This window comes from Microbacterium gorillae (assembly GCF_000826185.2).
GTDB classification, from domain to species: domain Bacteria; phylum Actinomycetota; class Actinomycetes; order Actinomycetales; family Microbacteriaceae; genus Microbacterium; species Microbacterium gorillae.
Genome location: NZ_LN648874.1, coordinates 228,475 through 244,091, shown reverse-complemented (window position 1 = coordinate 244,091; position 15,617 = coordinate 228,475). Strand labels below are relative to the sequence as shown.

The 15,617-nt window shown below is 68.7% G+C and carries 12 protein-coding genes and 1 other RNA gene; 5 read left to right on the top strand and 8 right to left on the bottom strand.

From position 1 onward, the window contains the following. Positions 1-10 precede the first annotated feature (10 nt). Positions 11-1,612, bottom strand: a complete 1,602-nt coding sequence (locus tag BN1193_RS07045) for an alginate lyase family protein (protein ID WP_040165087.1) — start codon at positions 1,610-1,612, stop codon at positions 11-13. Positions 1,613-1,780: 168 nt separating this feature from the next. Then, positions 1,781-2,150, bottom strand: a transfer-messenger RNA (tmRNA) gene (gene ssrA, locus BN1193_RS07040). Between the two features lie 162 nt (positions 2,151-2,312). Between ssrA and BN1193_RS07035 the strand changes: the two genes are divergently transcribed. The 3 genes from BN1193_RS07035 to BN1193_RS07025 are packed head-to-tail and all read left to right on the top strand — an operon-like array spanning position 2,313 to position 5,835. Continuing rightward, positions 2,313-2,975 (top strand): SIMPL domain-containing protein, encoded by a 663-nt coding sequence (locus BN1193_RS07035; RefSeq protein ID WP_040165086.1) that lies wholly within the window; start codon positions 2,313-2,315, stop codon positions 2,973-2,975. Further along, positions 2,972-4,315, top strand: coding sequence for a M20/M25/M40 family metallo-hydrolase (locus BN1193_RS07030; RefSeq protein ID WP_230206440.1), 1,344 nt, complete (start codon positions 2,972-2,974; stop codon positions 4,313-4,315). Before BN1193_RS07035 ends, BN1193_RS07030 begins: the two co-directional genes overlap by 4 nt. A 56-nt stretch (positions 4,316-4,371) precedes the next feature. Then, positions 4,372-5,835, top strand: a complete 1,464-nt coding sequence (locus BN1193_RS07025; RefSeq protein ID WP_040165083.1) for an MFS transporter — start codon at positions 4,372-4,374, stop codon at positions 5,833-5,835. 6 nt (positions 5,836-5,841) lie between these two features. Here BN1193_RS07025 and smpB read toward each other — a convergent pair whose 3' ends face one another. The 3 genes from smpB to ftsE form a co-directional block, all read right to left on the bottom strand. Then, complete coding sequence (smpB, locus tag BN1193_RS07020; protein WP_040165646.1) at positions 5,842-6,324, bottom strand: SsrA-binding protein SmpB; 483 nt, start codon at positions 6,322-6,324, stop codon at positions 5,842-5,844. 76 nt (positions 6,325-6,400) lie between these two features. Next, complete coding sequence (gene ftsX / locus BN1193_RS07015; protein WP_040165082.1) at positions 6,401-7,315, bottom strand: permease-like cell division protein FtsX; 915 nt, start codon at positions 7,313-7,315, stop codon at positions 6,401-6,403. After that, positions 7,312-8,535: a cell division ATP-binding protein FtsE gene (gene ftsE / locus BN1193_RS07010; protein WP_040165081.1), complete on the bottom strand. Its 1,224-nt coding sequence runs from the start codon at positions 8,533-8,535 to the stop codon at positions 7,312-7,314. The genes ftsX and ftsE overlap by 4 nt, the downstream gene beginning before the upstream one ends. Positions 8,536-8,718: 183 nt before the next feature. On the opposite strand from ftsE, the gene BN1193_RS07005 reads away from it, so the two are divergent. Further along, positions 8,719-10,014 (top strand): hypothetical protein, encoded by a 1,296-nt coding sequence (locus tag BN1193_RS07005; RefSeq protein ID WP_040165080.1) that lies wholly within the window; start codon positions 8,719-8,721, stop codon positions 10,012-10,014. Positions 10,015-10,084: 70 nt separating this feature from the next. On the opposite strand, the gene BN1193_RS07000 is transcribed toward BN1193_RS07005, so the two are convergent. Together BN1193_RS07000 and BN1193_RS06995 are read right to left on the bottom strand one after the other, a co-directional pair. Continuing rightward, complete coding sequence (locus tag BN1193_RS07000) at positions 10,085-10,753, bottom strand: response regulator transcription factor (RefSeq protein WP_040165079.1); 669 nt, start codon at positions 10,751-10,753, stop codon at positions 10,085-10,087. Then, positions 10,744-12,495, bottom strand: a complete 1,752-nt coding sequence (locus BN1193_RS06995; RefSeq protein WP_195907825.1) for a sensor histidine kinase — start codon at positions 12,493-12,495, stop codon at positions 10,744-10,746. Before BN1193_RS06995 ends, BN1193_RS07000 begins: the two co-directional genes overlap by 10 nt. 133 nt (positions 12,496-12,628) lie before the next feature. On the opposite strand from BN1193_RS06995, the gene BN1193_RS06990 reads away from it, so the two are divergent. Then, a complete protein-coding gene (locus BN1193_RS06990) occupies positions 12,629-14,302 on the top strand; it encodes a serine hydrolase (protein ID WP_052460529.1) in 1,674 nt (557 codons plus the stop codon). Positions 14,303-14,434: 132 nt separating this feature from the next. Here BN1193_RS06990 and prfB read toward each other — a convergent pair whose 3' ends face one another. Further along, the gene (prfB, locus tag BN1193_RS06985; RefSeq protein ID WP_040165078.1) at positions 14,435-15,547 is read right to left on the bottom strand and encodes a peptide chain release factor 2; all 1,113 of its coding nucleotides are present in this window, start codon (positions 15,545-15,547) and stop codon (positions 14,435-14,437) included. Between the last annotated feature and the right edge of the window lie 70 nt (positions 15,548-15,617).

Sequence of the window (15,617 nt, the reverse complement as noted above, 5' to 3'; positions counted from 1 at the left end):
CGAACGCGCGTCACCGTCGGCGCAGGCGCCGCACCACCAGCGCGATCGCGGCGATGACGACGAGCCCGAGGGCGACGAAGATCACGGGGTAATACCGGATGAGGGGTACGCCGGACCGCTCCCCTTTGACCGCTGCCCCGGTCGGGACGGCATGGTGCGTCAGCGTGTCCCAGGCGTCGATGAACCCCTCGACGTTGCGGTCCGTCTGCTTGAGAGCGATGTAGGCGGCCAGCGGATCACCGTTCGGGTAGGTGTCGCTGTACCCGGGGATCACGATGGTCCGGAAAGCGACGCCCGCGCGTACCGCGTACGCGTTGTACGCGACCTCGGCTTGGAAGTCCGGAGTGGTCAGACCGGTCGCGACCAGACCGGAGACGTCCTTGCAGAAGCCCCGCGGCCACGCGTGGTGCTTTCGCCAGTGCTGCTCGACCTGCACGAGGTACGAGATGCCGGTCATGATGCGGTGCTGTTCCTCGCCATAGAGGTCATCACCCTGCAGATAGGCCGTCTCGGCGGCGCTCACCATGCCGGCGATGCCGAGCGAGACGTGCCCGAAATCGCGGCAGCTCTCCTGCGACTGGCCGTTCTGAAGATGGAGCGGGCCGGGATCCTCCCTGGGCGTCAAGCGGCACGAGTCCGCCTTGTCGTTCAGCCACCAGCACGCGAGGTTGATCCGCTTCTGCGCGGTGTCGGTGCCGAACTCGGTCGAACCGGGCGGAGCCACCGGAAGAGCACCGTCGGAGCTGAGATAGAGGTAGGTCGGCACACGCGCTCGCCACAGCGCCACGCCTTCCTCGTAGATCGCGCGGTCATCCAGGAAGACGCCCGCGTTCATCAGCCCATCGGCGGCGGAGCCGGACCAGTTGCCGTTGACGTCCGCCCAGCTGAACACCTGCAGCCGGGCCACGAACACGTCGCGCAGCATCGTGCTGAAGCCCGTGACGTCGAAGGCGACCTCGCCCGCGGCCGGGGTGTAGGTGTAGCGAATGAGCTCCGCACCACGGATCATCATCTCCGCGATCCAGGCCGTCATCAGCGGCCCGTTCGACCCGTGGTTGCCGGCGAAGTGCTCGGCATAGGCATTGAGGATCGCGATCGCTCGCTGGGCGTAGGACCGGTCATCCGTGTACCAGTACATGAGCGCCTGACCGTAGACGGCGCGGGCGTCCGCCAACTCGTCCGAACAACCGACGTCGGGATTGTTGAACGAGCCGCAGTAGGTGATGCACCCGGTGGACTCGTCCGAGCTGCACCGCGAGTTCTCGTAGTGTTCGGCGACGGTGGAGGGATAAACCGAGGCCGCGGCGAACGACGCGAAGTCGGGCGCACCGCGCCGGATCACCGTCGAATCGGTCAATTGCCGGAAGATCGTGATCCACGGCGCATCGCCGGCGCGCACGTGAGCTTTCGAGGCGGTGAGCTCGCTCAAACCGACGAAGACGCCCGGGTGGGTGAACCCGGCTGAGGAGGTGACGGGTTCGACGGCGGGCAGCGCCGAAGATCCGGACGCCTGCGCCGGCACGCCCAAGCCGAGCAGCAGGAGCACGACCAGAAGGACCGCGGACGCACGACCGCATCGAACCCCGGGGACCGACGCCGTCGCCCGACCCATGCACTCACCTGCGCGTTCCTCGATCGCCCGAAACCAGCCACGGGCTGGTGAACACGTTTATACGCAGGATGCTCGCGACGGTCAACACCGGACACGGCTCCGGGCGCGTACGCGACGAAGCCCCCGCGATCCGGGGATCGCGGGGGCTTCGACAGCAGTGACAACGGCTGGTGGAGCTGGGGGGAATCGAACCCCCGTCCAACGCTGAGTTTCCGCGCATTCTCCGGGCGCAGTCTGTGAAGACGTTCTGCTCGGCTCCGACCTTTGTCACAGACACCTAAGTCGACGAGCCCAGCCCGGGAAGAGTCCCACGTGACGTCCGGACGCCGTCACGCAGCAAGATTCCTAGATGACGCCAGGAACCGTACCGGAATCACATACGGTCTGACGGACTATCGGGCTCGCTTAGGCAGCGAGGGCGAAGTCAGTGCGCTTTGCATCGGCACTTATTGTTTTGCAGGGAGCGTTCACGAGATAACCCTGCATCCTCGGCCCGCTTCTCGTGGGTACGCAGGCGCTGTCGAAACCGATCAGCCCCGAGTTCCTCCGTGTCGGAGGGCCGCTGTCACACTGTTGACTTACCACTGCTCCGAAATCGTTCGGAGCATCTCAGCTTACAACATCCCCCGGGCCTCCGGCATTCCTGCCGCGTGTCCGATCGCACCGTTAGTGTGGTGCACACCAGCGCCTGGGAGGCTCCATGACCGACGTCGTCATCACCGTTCGCGGCGAGCACGAGGCTCGCATCCCCGCCGAACTCGGAATCGCCAACGTGTCAGCACGCGTGGACGGACCCGACCGCGCCGAGGTCGTCGCCTCCGCCACTCGCCTGGCCGCGCAGCTGCGGGAGGAGATCGCCGGTGCCGCCGCGACCGGTGCCGTCAGCGAGCACTCCAGCGAGCGGTTGTCGGTGTGGTCGAATCGGCCGTGGAGCGATAAGGGCAAGCAGCAACCGCTCGTCCACAACGCCGTGATCAGCACGCGTTCGGAGTGGACGGACTTCTCCGCGCTCTCGGAATGGATCGGCTCGGTGTCGGAGCGGGAGGGCATCACCGTCGACGGCGTGTCCTGGCGACTCAGCGAGGCGACCGACAAGGAGCAGGAAGCGGCCGTGGCTCAGCACGCGGTGGCGGTCGCCGTCGCCCGCGCGCAGGCGTACGCGGACGCGCTCGGCCTCGGCACCGTGCAGGCCCTCGAGGTCGCGGACGCCGGCCTGCTCGGTGACACGAAGGGCGGGTCGTCGGACGAGATGCCGCGGATGGCGATGATGGCCGGTGGCCACGGCGGGAACGATTCGCTCGCTCTGGAGCCACAACCCATTCGCGTGTCGGCGACGGTCGAAGCCCGATTCCGAGCCTCGTGAGCGCGACTGCACCCGGAATGGTGCGCCCGGGCATCGCGGAGCGCCTCAGCCGGATGATCCAGCTGCCCACGGTGTCCGCCGAGCTGGACCAGCGGGGCGCGGAGCCGTTCGAGGACTTCGTGCGACTCCTCGAGGAGCTCTATCCGCGCGTCCACGAGCGCCTCGAACGGGAACGCATCACGGACTTCGGCCTGCTCTATCGCTGGCGGGGTTCCGGCGACGGCGCACCGGCCGTTCTGATGGCGCACTATGACGTGGTTCCGGTCGATGAGAGCGACGCGTGGACGCATCCGCCGTTCGCCGGGGTGATCGCCGACGGCACCGTCTTCGGTCGCGGCGCACTCGATGACAAGGGCCCCCTGATCGTCATTCTCGAGGCCGTCGAGAACCTGCTCGCAACGGATTTCGTCCCGCCGCGCGACGTGTACCTGTCCTTCGGCGGTAATGAGGAGACGTTCGGTGGCGCCGCCCGAGCGATCGCAGCGACCTTCCGCGATCGCGGCATCACGCCGTGGATCGTGATCGACGAGGGCGGCGCCGTCACGGACAAGCTGCTGCCCTTCGTCGCCGGGACGGCCGCCGTGGTCGGTGTCGGCGAGAAGGGCATCATGACCGTGGACGTGAGCGCCCGCGGCGATGCCGGCCACGCGTCCGCTCCCCCACGCCTGACGGCCGTGTCGCGCGTCGCGGCGGCCGTCACGAAGCTGACGCCCGGCACTTTTCCCGCGCACGCCCCACGCGCCATCGGCCGACTACTCGCCGCCGTGGCGCCCCGCACCTCCGGACCGATCCGTCTCGCTCTGCGGACGCTGGCACGCGCACCGTGGCTCACGGCCCGGGTTTTCGCGCTGCTCGGGGGTGAACCGGCGGCGATGGTGCGCACCACGGTCGCGGCCACCATGCAGTCCGGCGGCACCGCCACGAACGTCCTGCCGTCGCAGGCGCACGCGACCCTCAATCTGCGCATCGCCCTCGGCGAGACCAGCGCACAGGTCGCGCGTCGGCTTCGACGGCGCATCGGAGACGACGCGGTCACCGTCACCGTCGTCGACGCGGATGAGCCCTCTCCCGAATCCGCGACGGACAATGCGCAGTTCGCTCTCATCGCGGACGCGGTCGCCGTATCGCACCCCGATGCCGTGACGGTGCCGTACGTGATGATGGCCGCCACCGACTCCCGCCACTTCCACCGTTTCACTCCGGCCGTGTACCGCTTCGCGCCGCTGTCGATGCCCGGCGATCTGCGCGCCACGATCCACGGCGTCGACGAGCGGGTCGCCGTCGATGCCCTCGTGGCCGGCGAACTGTTCCACCGCGCGCTCCTGGCGCGCTTGCCCTGACTCGGCTCCGCACTACAGTTGAGCCACCCGCCTCCGTCCGTCCTCCAGGAGCAGCCATGACCACGCGCGCCACCATCGTCGGTGTCACCGCGAGCATCGTCGGATTCCTCGCGTTCGTCGAGTTCACCTCCGGCGTCCTCCAGGGCTTCTATACCCCCATGCTCACCGACATCGCGCGTCACCTGAACGTCCCGGATGCCGACGTGAACTGGCTTGAGGGCACGCAGCTGATGCTGTCGGCGCTCGTCGTTCCCGCCTTCGCGAAGCTCGGCGACATGGTCGGCCACAAGCGGATGCTGCTCATCTCCACCGCACTGACCGCGGTCGCATCCCTCGCGCTGCCGTTCTGCGACAGCTTCGTGCCCTTCCTCATCGCCTGGGCTTTGCAGGGCTTTTACGTCGTCTGGCTGCCCATGGAGATCGCCCTGCTCTACTCCCGCGCGCGGTCGCAGCCGGAACCGGGCCGGGTCACCGCGCGTGCGGCCGGGATGCTCGTCGCCGCTCTGGAGGCCGGTGCCATCAGCGGCGCACTCGCGGGCGGCGCACTGAGCGACGCACTGCCGTTGCGCACCGTCCTGTTCATTCCCGGCATCCTCGTCGTGCTGTGCTTCTTCGTGATCCTGTTCGGTGTGCGCGAGTCGCCGAACCCCACGGGCGGGCGCCTCGACACCGGCGGGCTCATCCTCATCTCGCTCGCCCTCATCGCTTTCACCGGCGGACTGAGCCTGCTGCGCATCAACGGCGCCGGAAGTCTCGTCGCGTGGCTGGTCGCTCTGCTCGGCGTCGCCCTGCTGATTCCCTTCGTGCGGTGGGAACTGCGCCAGCGGGACCCCCTGATCGACGTGCGCATGTTCCGTTCACCCGCGCTCGGTCCGGTGTTCGTCACCGCCGGTCTGTTCGGTGTGAGCGTGCTCGGCGCTCAGGCGCCCATGTCCACGTTCGCCCGCACCGACCCGAGCGACTACGGCTACGGGCTCGGCACCACCGGCTTCGCGACCAGCCTGCTCATCGGCGTCTACCTGATCGCGATGATCTGCGGCGCACTGCTGTTCCCCGTGCTCTCGCGCATGTCCAGCCCGCGCTGGATGCTGTTCGCTGCGGCCTGCGCCGTGGGGCTGGGATTCTTCCTGTTCGTGCCCTTCCACACGACCTACCTGCAGGTCGTGGTGAACATGGTCGTCGCCGGAATCGGTTCCGGTGCTCTCGTCGCCGCGCTGCCGGCCGCGGCAGCGGCGGCGGCTCCGGCCGCGCAGACCGGTGTCGCGACCGGGCTGACGAATTCGGTGAAGACCGTGGGCGGCGCCATCGCCTCCTGCGTCTTCGGTGTCGCGCTCCTGCACGGAACCACCGGCGCGGCTGCGACCGGCGGGACGGCGGGGTCGTTCAGCGGCTACCTGACCGTGTGGATCGTGTGCGGCGCCACCGCGGCGGCGGCCGCCGTGTTCCTGTTGACTCTGCCCGAGCACGCGTTCCGGGACCCGGCGACAGCACCCGCGGACGCGGCGTCAGGCCGCGTCTGAGCCGGCTCAGTCGTCCTCACCGGTCCGGTTGCGCATCCGCATCGCGCGCTCGGCCTCGCGATTGTCCTGGCGCTCGCGCAGAGTCTGACGCTTGTCGTACTCGCGCTTGCCCTTGGCGACGCCGATCTCGAGCTTCGCTCGTCCGTCCTTGAAGTAGAGCTTCAGCGGGACGAGCGTGTAGCCCCCGGCGGAGACCGCATGGCTGATCTTCAGGATCTCCTCGCGGTGCAGGAGCAGCTTGCGCACGCGCTTGGCCGCGTGGTTGGTCCAGTGCCCCTGCGAATACTCGGGAATGTGGAGGTTGTCCACGAAGGCCTCATCGCCCTTGACGTAGGCGTAACCATCGGTGAGGTTCGCGCGTCCCTGTCGCAGCGACTTCACCTCGGTCCCGGTGAGCACGAGACCTGCCTCGTACGTCTTCTCGACGGTGTAGTCGTGGCGCGCTCGACGGTTGGTCGCGACGACCTTCTCCCCGCGCTCGCGGACCATGATCTTCTCCTTCTCGTCGTGCGGGCGCACGACAGCCCGTCAGTCTATCAAGACGACGCTGCGGCGGTGGATCGACTCAGGCGCGCAGCCAGCGACGAATGGCGAAGCCCGCCGACAGCGCGGCCAGAACCACACCGATCACGACCAGGATCGGAACGACGACGAACGCGTCGCCCATGCCCACCCAGCTCGAGATGAAGCCGACACGCGAGCGCAGGTAGCCGTCGATTCCGAAGTGCACGGCGGCGATGATCGCGCCGGACGCCAGGATCGTTCCGATGAACGCGGCGACGACACCCTCCAGGACGAACGGGGTCTGGATGAAGCGGTTCGACGCGCCCACGAGGCGCATGATGCCGATCTCCTTGCGTCGCGCGTAGGCGGACAGCCGAATCGTCGTTGCGATCAACAGCACTGCGGCCACCAGCATCAGCACGGCGATGCCGACGGCGATGTAGGTCGCCACCGTCAACGACTGGAAGAGCGGATCGAGGTACTTCAGCTGGTTCTTGACCTCCTGCACCCCCGGCGTGGCGTGGAAGGCCTCCGTGAGCACGTCCGTCTGCCCCTGGTCCTTGAGGTTGATCTTGAACGACGCGTTCATCTGGTCCACGGCCAGCACGCTGGCGTAGTCCTTGTCCACGCTCGCCATGAGGTTGTCGTAGGCCTGCTGCTGCGATTCGAACGTGTAGTTCTGGATCAGCGGGCCGAGCGTCTTGCCGGTCAGTTCCGCTTCCACGGCGTCGGTCTGCTCCTTGGTGGCCGCGCCCCCGGTGCAGTTCTCGCCGATCATCGACGACGAGCAGAGGATGATCTGCACCTGGGCGCGGTCCTCCCAGTACTCGTGCAGTTTCGACACCTGCGCCTGCGTCAGGATCGCCGCGCCCACGAAGGTGAGCGAGACGAAGGTCACCAGGATCACCGAGATGACCATGGACAGGTTGCGGCGGAGGCCCTGCAGGACCTCCGAGATGATCAGTCCCACTCTCATGAGGTCGGTCCCACCTCGTCGTCGTCATCGAAGGCGCCGAGTCCGAGTCGATCGGCCACCCCCAGCTCGTCCACCTGCACGTCCGGCAGCGCGATCGGTCGTGTCATCGGACGCTGCTCCCCCGCCGTTTCCGGCTCCACGCCCGGGCGGGTGAGCTCCGGTGCTTCGTCCTCCTCCGCCGCGGCGACCTCGGCGGTCGCCGTCGTCTCGGACGCCTCCGTCGGGCCCGGACGGTCAGCCGGCGCGGCCGCGGGCTGCGGCCCGGCAGCGGGCGTCGCCGCCGGCTGGACGGTGGGCGTGTCCTCTGCCATCGGCGTGCTGGTGGGCGCGGCCGCGATCGTCTTCTCGGGTGCGGCGCTGGCCGGTGTCACGGGCCGGGCGGCCGGTCGGCTTGAACCGCTCACGGTGACCGCAGCGGCCGGATCGTGCTCATCCACCGCACGCGCGGCCTCACGCTGCACTTCCAGCACCGCAGAGAGGGCGGCCGTGGCGGCTGCCCCCCGTTCGGTGGCCATCTCCAACCGCGGGATGGCGGAAGTGTCGCCGTAACCACCGTGACTCTCGTCGCGGGTGATCACACCACTGTCCAGTTCGATCACGCGGCGGCGCATCTGATCGACGAACCCGGCCTCGTGCGTGGCCATGACCACGGTCGTGCCGTTCGCGTTGATGCGCGCGAGCAGACGCATGATCTCGGTGGAAGTGCCGGGATCGAGGTTTCCGGTCGGCTCATCGGCCAGCAGGATCTGCGGCCGGTTGACGATGGCGCGCGCGATCGCGACGCGCTGCTGCTCACCACCGGAAAGCTCATGCGGCATGCGCTTCTGCTTGCCGGCCAGACCCACCAGTTCGAGGGCTTCCGGCACGGCCTGCTGCACGAACCCTCGCGAGGCACCCGTGACCTGCAGCGCGAAGGCGACGTTCTGGGCCACCGTCTTGGTGGAGAGCAGGCGGAAGTCCTGGAAGACCGAACCGATGTGACGCCGGAAGTACGGCACGCGACGGTTGGACAGCTTGCGCAGGTCGCTGCCGAGGACGAGCATGCGTCCACTCGTGGGAACCTGCTCGCGCAGAATCAACTGCAGGCAGGTGGACTTCCCGGAGCCGGACGCGCCGACGAGGAAGACGAACTCTCCGCTGGCGACTTCGAAGTCGACGTCCGCGAGAGCCGGCTTCGCCGTCCCGCGGTAGCGCTTGGTGACGTTTTCGAACCGAATCATGGCGTCACGAGCCTAAGCGCGCGTTCCGCGCCTGCCCGGCCGACGCGCCGCCGGTGCGGTCGCTCTCACGTTCGGAGCCGGAACGCGACCCGAGTCGGTTTCGGCCGGGACTCAGGTCCATGGTGGCGTCCGGCGCAAGACCGGAGGCTGGAGGAACGATTCACGGAAAGGAATCGATATCTCATGCGTAGCACCCTGCCGCGTACTCGACTCGCGATCGTCTGCACCTCGATCGCCGCCCTCACGCTGTCCGCCGCCCTGAGCGGCTGCTCGCCCGCGGACCGCATCGCGGCCGTGAGCGATCTGGCGGCACCGACCGCCGCACCCACCCCGTCCGCGGGCATCAGCGCGGACGTCGGCCCGCTGACCACGCTCGCCGGGGCCGCCACCCCGACGCCGCGCTCCTCCTCCGGTCAGGTGGCGAGCGGGGTAGCGCTCAGTGCCGCCTCGAGCGGCGACGTGCCCTACGTTCCCGGCGACGCCGGCGAGCACCAGTGGCCCGGCGACACCGCCGAGACCGAACCGATCACCCACTACCGCGGCGATCGCACGATCACGGCGACCTACCGGGTCATCGGCAACGGGGTCAGCCTCCGCGACGGGTGGTTCCGCGGAGCGGGCTCCTGGTCGCAGCGGACCGGCGAGGTCGACACCGTCACCTCGTCGTCGTCCTTCAAGGTCGGCGGACAGGCGCCGGCCTTCATGTACCGGCACCGGATCTACGACAACGGCAAGCCCACGGACTTCTGGGTGGGCACGAAGTTCTCCAGCCCCGCCTACGGTCAGAACAGCGACATGTGCGACGTCTATCGCGGGGACCCGGTGAACGGCGGCACCTGGGCGTGGGTGAGCCCCTACCAGTGCAGCTGGGAGAACATCCGCGGGTACAACCCCGAGCCGGTGTTCACGATCAAGAAGGTCGAGGTGGTCACCAACACCGCCGACGCCGCCGCCCTGATCAACCGGTACTGCAACGACGCGGACGCCCAGCGCCACTGTCGATATTTCGCGGCCGGAACCAGCTTCGCGCGCGGTCCGCAGAAGGTCGTCGGTTCGGTCGTGCTCAACCACAAGACCGAGGGCAAGAAGACCATCAAGTGGGAGACCAAGGAGTCCACCGAGACCTCCGTCGGCGTCGAGATCACGCTGGGTGCGAAGATCGGCGAGATCTTCAAGGCCGAACTCACCACGAAGGTCGATCGCACGTGGGGCCTGGAGCACACGTTCGGTGAGGACACCGAGATCGACCTCCGCGAGGACTCGGCGCAGTGGATCGAGTTCGCTCCGATGAACCTGGTCGCGATCGGCGCGTGGGTGATCGACACCGGCTCCAAGACGGTCATGGTCCCCCAGGTGACCTCCCAGTCCCCCGTCCAGGACGGCGGCCTGCTGGTCATCAAGGCGTGTCCCGCGGACGAGTTCGACAAGGCGACCACCACCTGCCGCGTCGAGCCGTGGGAGAAGGTCGTCCAACAGTGACAGTGATCTGCTCCTGAGCCGGACGAGAATCCGGGACGATCCGAGCATCGTCCCGGATTCTCGTCCGTGTTCAGTGTTCCGGCGGGGTGGCGGCCGCTTCGAGGTATCGGATCACCGCGAGCACCCGCCGGTGGTCGTCGGCGTCCACCGCTAGTCCGAGGGCGTCGTAGATGTTCGAGGTGTGCTGGACGACCGCCTTCTCAGTGAGGAAGAGTGCCCCGGCGATCGCCGCGTTGCTGCGGCCCTCGGCCATCAGGGCCAGGACCTCGCGCTGCCGTGGGGTCAGGCGTCCGACGGCCCCGTCTCCCCGCCGCGCGCGCGTCACCATCACCGCGATCACCTCGGGATCGAGCACCGTGCCACCGGCATCGACCCGGTGCAGGTTCTCAGTGAAGGTGTGCACATCGGCGATCCGCTGCTTGAGCAGGTACCCGAAGCGACCACCACCCTGGCTCAGCAGATCGGCGGCGTACCGGCGCTGGACGTGCTGGGACAGCACCACGACGCCGACGTCCGGACAGTCCCGGCGGATGCGCAGCGCTGCGGCGAGCCCCTCATCGGTGAACGACGGCGGCATCCGGATGTCCGTGATCGCGAGGTCTGGGCGGTGCGCCGTCACATCGCGCTCCAGGTCGTCCGCGGTGCCGACGGCCGAGACGACCGTGATCCCGTCGTCCTCGAGCAGGTGCGCAAGGCCCTCTCGCAGCAGCACCTCGTCCTCAGCGATGACTACCCGCATGGCAGATCCACCTCCACGCGTGTCCCGTGTCCGGGGCGCGAATCGATCCGCATCGTCCCGTCCACGGCCGCGACGCGGTCGAAGAGGCCGCGCAGTCCGGTGCCGTCCTCGACGCGGGCTTCGCCGACGCCATCGTCGTCGACCCGGACGTGCAGTCGGCCCGCGCTCTGGTGCAGACGGACGTCCACGCGGGCGGCGCGGGAGTGCTTCGCGGCATTGGCGAGAGCTTCGGCGAGCACGAAATAGGCCGTGAGCGTGGTCGCGCCGCCCATGCTCGACTCGTCCGCGTCGCAGGTCAGCGTCGCCGGGATCTCGAGTCGATCCACCAGATCCTCGGCGGCCGCGACGAGCCCCCGCTCGAACAGCGAGGCGGGCAGGACGTTGTGCACCAAGTCGCGCAGTTCCGCGGCCGCGGCGTCGATTCCGTGCCGCAGTTGCTCGGCCGCCGCGCCGGTGGCGGGCGATGCGTCCGGCGCATTCGCGATCTTCTGCGCCTCGAGCGCGAGCAGGACCAACTGCACCTGCAGGCCGTCGTGCAGGTCTCGGGCGACGCGAGAGCGTTCGCGATAGGTCGCTTCGACCAGCCGCAGCCGGGAGCGGGTCAGCTCCTCGTTGCTCGCCAGAAGCTGGGTCGTCAACCGCTCGCGATCGATCGCGATGGCGAGCACCTCCCCCGCGCGCCGGACGGCTGCGGCGTCCGCCATGATCAGGGCGTCGTACCCGATGGCGCCGACCAGTCGATCATCGACGCGCACGTCGATCCACCCGCGGTCACGCTTCTCGTCACGCGGAACCTCGTGACCGTTCTCGTCCATGTACGCGTCGCGCTCCGGATCCCAGTAGACGACCTCGAGCGATTCGTCGCCGAGCGTCGCGGCCAGGGCTCGGCCGACCGAGGGACGCGTCGCACCGCCGATCGCGAGCCACGCGCTCAGCGCCTCGATCGCCGTGGTACGCCGGAAGCCACCGAGCAGAACGCCGAGGAGGAAGGCGATCGGGAGCCCGGCGAGCACCGCGAGCTGAGCGATGGCGATCGTTTCGGTGTCCACGCCCCGAGGCCGCAGCACGAGCGGGAGGAGGGGTGCGGCCAGCACCGAGACGATGCCGTACGCGTACAGCGGCAGCAGAATCCGCCGGTGCACGCGATCGGCCAGCACGAGTCGGCGCGCCAGGACCACGGCCGTGACCACCATGACGAGGATGCCGAGGGCGGTCTGAACCGCGCTCACGACGGGGATGCCGCTCGGGTTCACCGCCCGAAGCACGGTGTTCACCAGGTCGAAGCCGATGGAGACGACATAGCCGAGCACCACCGTCGCGATGGAGAGGCGGCCGCGCAGGCGACCGGAGGGGAAGGCGTGCAGGATGTGGACGGTCACCGCGAGGACCATCGTGGCGAACACCGCGTTGATCAGCACGTACGCCGGCGCCGGGACGTTCGCGATGCCTCCGAGGTGGATCGAGATCGCACCCAGCAGGATGAGGGCCCCCACGCCGTTGCCGGGGCGACGCCACCATGCCAGAACGCCGGCCCCGAGCCAGATCGCGTAGACGACCCCGAACAACAGCGCGGCCCACCCCGCATCGGAGAAGGCGTAGGCGGCGCACACCTGCCCGATACCCAGCAGGAGACCGACCACGAGCAGGAACAGCAGTGCCCGCTCCAGCGACCCCTCCCGCACCCCGCGAAGCGCGGGCGGCGTCGGTCGCGCGCGCGACGAACAGGGCGAGAAGGTACCCATGATGCTGAACGTACTCGCCGTGCGCGGGCGTGCAAGGGACCTGCGTCCTGTGTGCGGTCCGCGGCCCAGGTCCATGGTTCGGGGGTGCGGTTCCTCCTAGCGTCGAGGCAGGCCCCACGGGAGGAATGGCGAGATGCGACACGTCCAGAAGAGATCCGCCGCCCGCCGCGCGGCGACGACCGTGACCGCCACCGCGGCTGTGGTCGTGATGGGGATGCTGTCCGGATGCACGACCGGCGGCACTGGCACGACCGCGGCTCCCCTCGCCGTGGAAGCCGGTGCCGCCCCGAACCAGGACGTCCTCCCGCTCTACACCGACCGGGCCGACGCGATCGCCGCTGCGCTGAAGAAGCTGCCCGGTCAGGTGAAGGACGCGATGCAGCGCAGCGGAGTGCCCGGCGCCTCGGTCGCCGTCGTCTCGGACGGCAAGACCGTCTACCAGGGGGCGTTCGGCGTCCGGGACACGCGCACCGGCGAACTCGTCGACAAGGACACCCTGTTCCAGATCGCTTCCCTGTCCAAGCCCATCTCCGCGACCGTCGTCGCGAAGGCCATCACCGAGTCGAAGGGCGCGCTGTCGTGGTCGACGAAGGTGAGTTCGCTGCTGCCGGGATTCCGGCTGTCCGATCCGTACGTCACCGCCAACGCGACGATCGGTGACTTCTTCGCACACCGGACGGGAATCCCCACCGGTGGCGGTGACGATCTGGAGGACCTGGGCTTCGACCGGACGTACATCCTCGGCCACCTCGCGCAGATCCCGCTCCAGCCGTTCCGCACGACGTACCAGTACTCGAACTTCGGCCTCACTACGGGGGCGGTCGCTGCGGCGGAGTCCCGCGGTCAGTCCTGGGAGGAGATGGCGAAGGAGCTGCTGTTCGAACCGCTCGGAATGACGTCCACCACCTCCTCGCATGCCGATTTCGCTGCGACGACGGATCGGGCGATCGAGCATGCGCGCATCGGCGAGAAGTCCTTCCAGCCGCTGTTCGACCGGGATCCGGACGCCGAAGCACCCGCCGGCGGAATGGCATCGACCTCCGGCGATGTGGCGAAGTGGATGGCGCTCGTGCTGGCCGACGGGAAGCTGAACGGCGCGCAGTTCATCGACCCGGAGCCGCTCACCGAGGCCTTCTCGTCGCAGATCGTGACCTCGCACAACACCACGTTCGACCAGCGTCCGACCCACTACGGCTTCGGCATCAACGTCAACGCGGCCGCCGGCGGCCGAGTGACGCTCAGCCACTCCGGCGCCTTCGGCCTCGGCACCGCGACCGCGGCGATCCTCGTCCCCGACCTCGGGATCGGCATCACCGTGCTCACGAACGGGGCCCCGATCGGCATGCCCGAGGCTGTGACGCAGGAGTTCATCGACCAGGTCATGTACGGCGCCCAGACCCGGGACTGGGTGGACGCCTTCCATGGACGGTTCGAGAGCTTCAACGCCCCGTCCGGCGACCTCGCTGGTCAGACCGCGCCCGCGCACGCGGCGGCGTCCGGACCGCTCTCGGACTACGTCGGCACCTACCGCGGCGACTACCTCGGCACCCTCACGGTGACCGAGCGCAACGGCACGCTGGAGGGTGCGATGGGCCCGAACGGCGGCTACACCTTCGCGATCGAACCCTGGAGCGGAGACACGAAGGCGTTCGCACCCGTCGGCGAGAACGCACTGCCGGGATCGCTGTCCTCGGCGGTCTTCAGCCGCACGAACGGGGCCGTGACCGGTGTCACGCTGACCTTCTTCAACAGCTTTCCGCAGGTGCCGGAACCGACCGGTCTGGGTGTGCTGACGCGGACGGGGTGATCGGGCACCCCGTCCGGCTCGCTCTCACCTTCGACAGGTCCGGTCGCTGATTTCTGCAACGCGTGAGAGCAACACACGGTCGCTCTCACCTCCGACAGGTCTGCGGTGGCAGAAGTGTCGGAGCTGGGAGCGTCAGTCGTCGTCGTCCTTGCGCTTGCGCCAGCGGATACCGGCCGAGATGAAGCCGTCCAGGTCACCGTCGAACACGGTCTGCGGGTTGCCGACCTCGTACCCGGTGCGCAGGTCCTTCACGAGCTGCTGGCCGTAGAGGAAGTACGAGCGCATCTGGTCGCCCCAGCTCGCGGTGATGACACCGGCGAGCTCCTTCTTCTTCGCCGCTTCCTGCTCCTTCTGCAGCAGCATCAGGCGGGTCTGCAGGACGCGCATGGCCGCCGCGCGGTTCTGGATCTGCGACTTCTCGTTCTGCATCGACACGACGATGCCGGTCGGAAGGTGCGTGAGGCGGACGGCGGAGTCCGTCGTGTTGACGGACTGTCCACCCGGACCGGACGAGCGGAACACGTCAACGCGGATGTCGCCCTCGGGGATCTCGACCTCCTGGGCCTCCTCCATCACGGGGATGACCTCGACGGCGGCGAAGCTGGTCTGGCGCTTGTCCGCGGAACCGAACGGGCTGATGCGCGCGAGGCGGTGCGTTCCGGCCTCAACGGAGAGCGTGCCGTAGGCGTACGGCGCGTCCACCTCGAACGTCGTGGACTTGATGCCCGCGCCCTCGGCGTAGGACGTGTCCATGACCTTGACGGGGTACTTGTGGTTCTCGGCCCAGCGCAGGTACATGCGCATCAGCATCTCGGCGAAGTCGGTCGCGTCGTCGCCGCCGGCTCCGGATCGGATCGTCACGACGGCCGAGCGCGGGTCGTACTCGCCGTCCAGGAGCGTCTGCACCTCGAGCTGGCTGACGACGTTCTCGAGCGCGGCCAGCTCGTCGCGAGCCTCCTGCTCGGCGTCCTCGTCCTCCATCTCGTTGGCGAGCTCGACGAGCACGTCGAGGTCGTCCAGGCGACGCTCCACACCCTCGACGCGACCGAGGTCGGCCTGCTTGTGGCTCAGCGCGCTGGTCACCTTCTGCGCGGCCTCGGGGTCGTCCCAGAGGTCGGGGGCGCCGGCCTCCTCGCTGAGGCGCGCGATGTCCGCGCGGAGCGCGTCGACATCGACGACGGCCTTGATGTCGGCGAAGGTGGACCGGACGGCAGCGATCTGCGCGGTGAATTCATAGTCGAGCATGGCCCTCCGATCCTACTCGGTACGCCGGGGCGGTTCGGCGGCAGGTCGCGGTCCGCGTCCCGGCACCGCG

Coding starts and splice junctions, on each gene's coding strand:
- BN1193_RS07045 (WP_040165087.1), bottom strand. CDS start 1,612: ATGGGTCGGGCGACGGCGTCGGTCCCCGGGGTTCGATGCGGTCGTGCG.
- BN1193_RS07035 (WP_040165086.1), top strand. CDS start 2,313: ATGACCGACGTCGTCATCACCGTTCGCGGCGAGCACGAGGCTCGCATC.
- BN1193_RS07025 (WP_040165083.1), top strand. CDS start 4,372: ATGACCACGCGCGCCACCATCGTCGGTGTCACCGCGAGCATCGTCGGA.
- smpB (WP_040165646.1), bottom strand. CDS start 6,324: ATGGTCCGCGAGCGCGGGGAGAAGGTCGTCGCGACCAACCGTCGAGCG.
- ftsX (WP_040165082.1), bottom strand. CDS start 7,315: ATGAGAGTGGGACTGATCATCTCGGAGGTCCTGCAGGGCCTCCGCCGC.
- ftsE (WP_040165081.1), bottom strand. CDS start 8,535: ATGATTCGGTTCGAAAACGTCACCAAGCGCTACCGCGGGACGGCGAAG.
- BN1193_RS07005 (WP_040165080.1), top strand. CDS start 8,719: ATGCGTAGCACCCTGCCGCGTACTCGACTCGCGATCGTCTGCACCTCG.
- BN1193_RS07000 (WP_040165079.1), bottom strand. CDS start 10,753: ATGCGGGTAGTCATCGCTGAGGACGAGGTGCTGCTGCGAGAGGGCCTT.
- BN1193_RS06995 (WP_195907825.1), bottom strand. CDS start 12,495: ATGGGTACCTTCTCGCCCTGTTCGTCGCGCGCGCGACCGACGCCGCCC.
- BN1193_RS06990 (WP_052460529.1), top strand. CDS start 12,629: ATGCGACACGTCCAGAAGAGATCCGCCGCCCGCCGCGCGGCGACGACC.
- prfB (WP_040165078.1), bottom strand. CDS start 15,547: ATGCTCGACTATGAATTCACCGCGCAGATCGCTGCCGTCCGGTCCACC.